At 34.8% G+C, this 6,365-nt stretch carries 8 protein-coding genes and 2 pseudogenes; all 10 read left to right on the plus strand.

All coding sequences use genetic code 11. The features are described 5' to 3' along the window. Nucleotides 1-151: 151 nt before the first annotated feature. A pseudogene (locus ACYSNU_RS18605) lies at nt 152-316 on the plus strand (ATP-binding cassette domain-containing protein); the annotation flags it as partial. A gap of 149 nt (nt 317-465) precedes the next feature. Beyond that, complete coding sequence (locus ACYSNU_RS18610) at nt 466-648, plus strand: transposase (protein ID WP_265460432.1); 183 nt, start codon at nt 466-468, stop codon at nt 646-648. Nucleotides 649-1,199: 551 nt separating this feature from the next. Beyond that, the gene (locus tag ACYSNU_RS18615; RefSeq protein ID WP_461738582.1) at nt 1,200-1,685 is read left to right on the plus strand and encodes a reverse transcriptase domain-containing protein; all 486 of its coding nucleotides are present in this window, start codon (nt 1,200-1,202) and stop codon (nt 1,683-1,685) included. 36 nt (nt 1,686-1,721) lie between these two features. Beyond that, nucleotides 1,722-2,261 carry an HNH endonuclease gene (locus tag ACYSNU_RS18620; RefSeq protein WP_265460433.1) on the plus strand — a complete coding sequence of 180 codons (540 nt, stop codon included), beginning with the start codon at nt 1,722-1,724 and terminating at the stop codon, nt 2,259-2,261. 252 nt (nt 2,262-2,513) lie between these two features. Then, nucleotides 2,514-2,888 carry a DinB/UmuC family translesion DNA polymerase gene (locus tag ACYSNU_RS18625; protein WP_265460434.1) on the plus strand — a complete coding sequence of 125 codons (375 nt, stop codon included), beginning with the start codon at nt 2,514-2,516 and terminating at the stop codon, nt 2,886-2,888. 367 nt (nt 2,889-3,255) lie between these two features. Continuing rightward, entirely contained in the window at nt 3,256-3,618 is a 363-nt protein-coding gene (locus ACYSNU_RS18630) for a hypothetical protein (RefSeq protein ID WP_461738583.1), read from the plus strand. A gap of 26 nt (nt 3,619-3,644) precedes the next feature. Further along, nucleotides 3,645-3,821: a hypothetical protein gene (locus tag ACYSNU_RS18635; protein WP_265460436.1), complete on the plus strand. Its 177-nt coding sequence runs from the start codon at nt 3,645-3,647 to the stop codon at nt 3,819-3,821. A gap of 292 nt (nt 3,822-4,113) precedes the next feature. Beyond that, entirely contained in the window at nt 4,114-4,935 is an 822-nt protein-coding gene (locus ACYSNU_RS18640) for a ParA family protein (protein ID WP_265460437.1), read from the plus strand. A 13-nt stretch (nt 4,936-4,948) separates the two neighbouring features. Then, nucleotides 4,949-5,377: a hypothetical protein gene (locus tag ACYSNU_RS18645; protein ID WP_265460438.1), complete on the plus strand. Its 429-nt coding sequence runs from the start codon at nt 4,949-4,951 to the stop codon at nt 5,375-5,377. A gap of 545 nt (nt 5,378-5,922) precedes the next feature. Beyond that, a pseudogene (locus ACYSNU_RS18650) lies at nt 5,923-6,365 on the plus strand (primase C-terminal domain-containing protein); the annotation flags it as partial.

Consider the following 6,365-nt stretch of genomic DNA (forward strand, 5'->3'; position numbering starts at 1 on the left):
GGAAAAAAGGCTATAGAGTTTCAGACGAAATAGAACCATTTAACAATATAAATTGAAAAGAGAACCTGTTTTGGGATTTTATCCTAAAGTAGGGCTCTTTTTATTTAGTTTATATAAATTTTGCAATTTTATATAGATTACTCGCGGAGAAATTAATAAAGGTGAAACATTTTCTTTAGTGGGTGAATCAGGCTCAGGTAAAACAACTATAGGACGTGCTGTTGTGGGTTTGGACAGTGTGACCCATGGGAATATAATATTTGATAATAAAAAGATTAACCAAAAATTGTCCAAAGAATACATGGAAAGTAAAATTGGTGTTAGTATCAAATCTTAGACAGCTTTTCATAGAGACAAGAATAAATTAAACTTATCTACGAGAGGATCAATTTTTATGACCCGATATGAAGAAAATTTTAAACAGATGATTGTTGAACTGAATCAAACTGGACGTTCTGTTCGAGGTTGGCGAAAGAATATGGCTTATCTGAAGTAACGATTTACAAATGGAAGAATTTATATTTACCTGATCAGTCCACAGGACTGACTGGAAAAGAAGTGGCTGAACTGAGAAAAGAAAATGCTCGTTTGAAAGAGGAACTTGAAACCTTAAAAAAAGCCGCAGCCATATTCTCTCGGAAAACCTAAATTCGCTTGTTCAATTTATTGAAAAATGGTGTAAGGATTACACTGTTTCTTTGTTGTGTCGGTTATTAGAAATCCCTGGAAGTGCCTATTACTTTTATAAGAACAAACCATTGACAGTTACAGAAATCAGAAATAATAATGTAAAGGGCCACAATAAAATGTAGGAAAAAAGGCATTGAAAATGTAGGTTTTTGGCCATTAATAATTGTCTATTTAATCCAAATTTCATTATAGAATCTGGTCTAACTTGACTAGAAACCTTCTAAAGGTGTGATGTACGCCTTTAGAAATCCTGAGCGGAAAGGATGCGGCTCAGTCAAAGGCTATCACACCTTAGTTCCAAGTAAAGTTATACCTAATATAGTGTTATTAAACGTACCTACATCTAATCTGCTTTTCATTGGCCTAAAACCTACATCTTTTTTTGGCCTTTTACACCCTACTAGCAAACGTCAATCTAAATGAGTTTGATTGGTGGGCAACAAATCAGTGGGAAAATCGACACTGTGAAGAGATCCAGAATAAACATAACCTAAATGGATCAGGAAAACATGGGACATCACTACAGAAAGCTAAGAAGCTCAACCAAGCTGAAGGAATCCTACTTGGTACGATATGCGGATGATTTCAAGTTGTTCTGTGTAAACCAAAAAACAGCGTGGAAAATATTTTACGCAACAAAAAAGTGGCTAACAACACGATTGAAACTTCCTATCTCAGAAGAAAAATCGAAAGTTACTAAACTCAAAAAACAAGATAGTGAATTTCTGGGTTTCACAATAAAAAAGATGCGGGGTAGAAACAGGAACATTATGCGCTCGCATATCTCACCCAAGGCGTTGAAAGTTATAGAGTATCAATTAAAAGAACAGATCAAGAGAATCCAAAGAAATCCTAACAGCCAAAAAACAATTGGGGAAATCAGAAGATACAACAGTAAGGTCATTGGAATTCACCAATACTATAAAATAGCGACGTGCATATCCATTGACTTAAAAAAAGTTCATTATAGGTGTCTTCTCCTGATGAAAAATTGATTGAGTAGGAACGGACTAACTAAAAAAGGTAAATACATGGGAAAGGATAAAGGGATTACTCCTTATGCCCGTTCACCAATGATGCGATATTTACAGAGACAATCACTACTACCTATTGGACTAATAAAAACTAAGAATGCATTGTTCAAGAAAAGAAGCATTTGTAAATATACAGAAGCTGGCAGAAAAGAAATGCATACTGAACAAAGTAGTGCGTCAAAACTTAAATTAGTTATTCTACGCAATCTACCAATCAAAGGTACTAGAGGAACAACCGAACTGAATAATAACAGAATCTCATTGTTTATAGCTCAAAAAGGATTGTGCGGTATCATGGGTCAAGAATTAGATATTCATGATATGCACTGTCACCATAAAATACCCTATCGTCTTACTAAAGATGACTCTTACAGCAATCTCGTATTATTAGGCTCTCTCCCCCACCGTTTTATTCACGCAACAAAGAAAGAGACAATTAGAAAATACATGAACATAATCAACCCTAATAGGGAACAGCTTGAGAAACTAAACAAGTTACGAGAGATAGTAGGAAACAAAAAAATATTTCTTAATTAGATAATTGTATCCAGTAAGGATAATTAGGTGAAACAGCACAAAGGATTGAAGAAAAATGATGAAATGTACTAAAATGATGGAACGCCGTATGAGGTGAAAGTCTCACGTACGGTGTGGACTGGGGGAAAAACTGGCGATAACTTCAAAGGTTTACCTATCGGTATTGCTTGCAAAAATCGGAATGGATATTGAGGCAAAACATACGCCCGATATGTTTGCTGAGTGGCGTTATGAGGACGTTCCAAAAAAATTGTGGCCAATCTCCCCCTTTCTGAATTTTGGGGAATTGGTCGAGGTTATGAAAAGCGATTGAATGACCGTGGTATTTACTCAATGGGAGACCTGGCAGCTTATAATCCTTACTTTTTAAAACAAAGTTTAGGTATGTTAGGCGAACAATTATATGCCCATGCATGGGGCATTGACCGGACAAGCTTCAAACAGCCTCTACCAACACTAAATAAGGCGAAAAGCTATGGAAATAGTCAGGTTTTACCCCGTGATTACACGGACAGGGAAACGTTGGTAGTTTTACGAGAGTTAGCCGAACAAGTAGCTAGTCGCTTGCGAAAACACAATGTTCAAACAAAGTGTGTCCATTTAGGGATTGGGTATTCCCGAAATTGACCTGAAGGCGGCTTCTCACATCAACGGAAAATTGAGCCAACCAAACAGTCTAAACCACTAGTTTCTCAAGTTCTGTGCCTTTTCAAAGAGTTTTACGTCGATGGTTGCTTTATCAGGAACATATCTGTCACGTATAGCTCTTTAGTGGACGCTGGAGCCTTTCAATTTTCGTTATTTGAAGAACCAGAACAACAGCTTACTGCATATGAATTAGATACAATCGTTGATTCTGTTAGAGAACGTTTCGGCTTCCCTTCCCTCGTCAATACAAGCTCGCTACTGGAAGCAGGAACAGCAATTGACAGGGCTTCTCTAGTTGGTGGTCACGCTGGAGGGAATGCCAGATTACATCAAGGAGGTGCAAATAATGAGTATTGATGACGGTTTAGCAACAGAATTTTTCAGAACGTATGATGATAGAGGCTTGCTGAAGTATTTAGGATTTTACCTATCCGATCATACGGCTGCCCCTTCTGAAGACCTGGGCGCACGACGAAAAGCAATTGAAGTGAAACCTCAATCAGAAGAAATTGAGATAAATGAAATTATAGAGTTGGCTTATTTGAAAGATTTATACGTGTCAGTGCAAATGAATGAACGAAATGAAGCGAACCAGTTTCAAGAGGATGTTATTGGCAAGATAATTGGTTCTGATGACTTGAATATTTTTATTGGAAAGCCCCCTATTCCATCTGGACAAATCAGACACATTGAAATCTTTAAAGGATAAAACATATTACTTAAGGAGGAACGTCTTTGACTTTAACTACCGATGTTTATGAAATGATAAAACGAAACAGCTCAGTTGACGTTATAAATCCGGAAACTGGAGAAAGTCAAATCGCATATGACAAGAAAACTTTTGAGGTCTTGCTGGCGTTTGAAGGGATTACATTTCAGGAATTTATTTCTTATGGCAAAAACAATTGTTAGGCCATATTACCAGTAATTAAAGTATATGTTATGCCTAAATTATATAAGGTATAAGTTATACCATAATTAGTATTTAGTAGTTGATGCTTGTCACACATGAATGTATAAGCGTTCAATACTTTAAACAGAAGATTACTATTTAAGGTATATGTTTAATATTAAAGTATAACTTATACCTAATAAAGCCTTATGAAATAAGTGTTTTTGTCCGGAATTAAAATATACTTTAATCGTTGACTTTGGACAGTATTTAACTTATGCTTTAATTGCAAAAAGAAATAGGAGGGGTATTATGGCAGCAACTACTTATACTGTAGGTAATTTCAAAGGTGGTGTCGGCAAAACAAAATCAGCCACGCAATTAGCATATGATAATGCAAAGTTTAAAAATCGAAAGACTTGTTTAGTAGATATTGATCCGCAGGCGAATGCAACAAAAATAATGGCAAAAACTGGTAATGTGAGAGAAATAAAATCTACAATAACTGATGCACTCCAATCAAATGATATTTTGTCTTGTGTAGTAAATATTGATGGTAATTTGGATTTAGTTGCTTGTGATACTCGTTTTAGAGCCTTTTCAAAATATGTCAACTCATTTGATGATGAAAAAGAAAAAATTCAAGTGCTTGCCAAGTTATTAGCTCCTTTAAAAGAAATCTACGATGATATTTTTATCGATGTACCGCCAACAATAAGTGAATATACTGACAATGCAATGGCGGCGTCAGATTATACAATCATTGCTTTCCAGACAACGGATGAATCATTTGATGGGGTGAAAAAGTATGTAGGCTACCAACAGTATATGGTTAAGACGTTTGGAATCAAGTTGCAGATTATCGGTATTGTTGCTTGTATGATTGACCCTGATGATGTTCTAGATGAAGATATTTTAAAGGAGGCTAAAGCCCTTTATGGGGATAATGTTTTCAGCAACATAGTAAGATTTCAGAAGAGATTGAAACGCTATTCTCGTGAAGGAATATATATTAAAAAGTATAAAAATGGAAATTATGACCAATGGGATTATCAAGCACATAACGTATTCATTCAAATACTGAATGAGATGGAAGCCAGAAGAAAATTTTTGGAAGCTAGAGTGAGAATGTAAAGGAGTGGTTTAGTTGACAAAAGAATCAAAAAACAGAACAGCATTTGATACAACAGGTGATTATGACGGCCATTACGAACCACTTTTAAGCGGAGAAAATGAATTTGGAAATGATGGCTTTAATAGTTTGATACTTGATAGCAAAAATGATACAGGTCAAGCTAACATGCAAGGTACCAATGGGAATCGTGGGAGACCAAAAGTAATAACTGATGAAAGGCTTAAGGTTACATTTCCTACAAAGATATCCCCTGCTTTAAACGTAAAATTAAACAACTTAAAAGGGTACATGTCAGAGTTCAGTGAGACAACAAGTAGAATAAGTTTTAATAGTGTTGTAGATCAGTTAGCAGAAAGCTATATTGAGTCACAACTACCAGCAACGAAACAAAAGATTTTGAGAGAACAAATCAACCAGGATTTTGAAGACTTGAAAAAATAAATTTTTAAAAACTTTTCCAAATATAAAGTATAAGTTATACCGTATATATTGGTATAAAAAGTATAAGTTATACTTTAAAAATTAAGGTATAACTTATACTTATGAAAAAAATTGTATTTAGAGACCTTGTAAGCAAAGGATTAGTGAATTACTAGTGAAGTACTAATGTTTCCAAGCGTCGTTTTATTTAAAGTATAAGGTATAAGTTAATTAGTATTTAAGGTATAAGTTATACCGTATTAATATAGGTATAACTTATACCTTAAATGTTTTTGAGCTTGAGTATAGTTTTTATAAATGTTATATTAAAAAAAATTCAAAAAAAAAGACAAGCAAAACTATGAACGCCAATTCATAACTTTGTTTTGTCAAACAAGTGTCTTTTCTTTGTTGATAAATTAAATCTGTCGTTGGACTTATTTTATCAAATTTTGAAAAAAAATTCAATACGAAAAGGCTTATTTGAGTGCGAACTCATTTAGATTCGACATGATTTTAAGCTTTTTTTAAAGTTGAGGACACTGTGTTATTTGGTGTCCTCTTTTTTGTACTCAAAAACGAAAGGCGATGTTCCTATGCAAATCCAAGAAGTGTATTCTTTGTTTTTAAAGCAAGGCATTCGACAATACAAATACAAAAACAGCAAGATCAAACCGATTGACTACAAACCGGATGGAAAAAAAGGTGCTATATTCGGTTTCCGGTCAAAAGAGAAAATGGCCGCCGGCCGTGGGGTTATCTTGACTTCAGAAGAAGCCATTTTAGATAACTTGGATGGCTTTACGCATTGGACACCGAACGTCTATAGTTTTGGAACCTATGCTGACAAAGAAAAAAGCATTGTCAAAGGCCATTCTGAAGACAATTTGAAACAAATCAACACGTTTTTAATCGACATCGATGTACCTGAAGGGGACACTCTCTCTGAAAGACAAATCATTGATTGCTGCATCAACTCAGATTTTGGTTTCTTACCAACGATGATTTT

Source organism: Enterococcus sp. LJL120, from assembly GCF_054871765.1.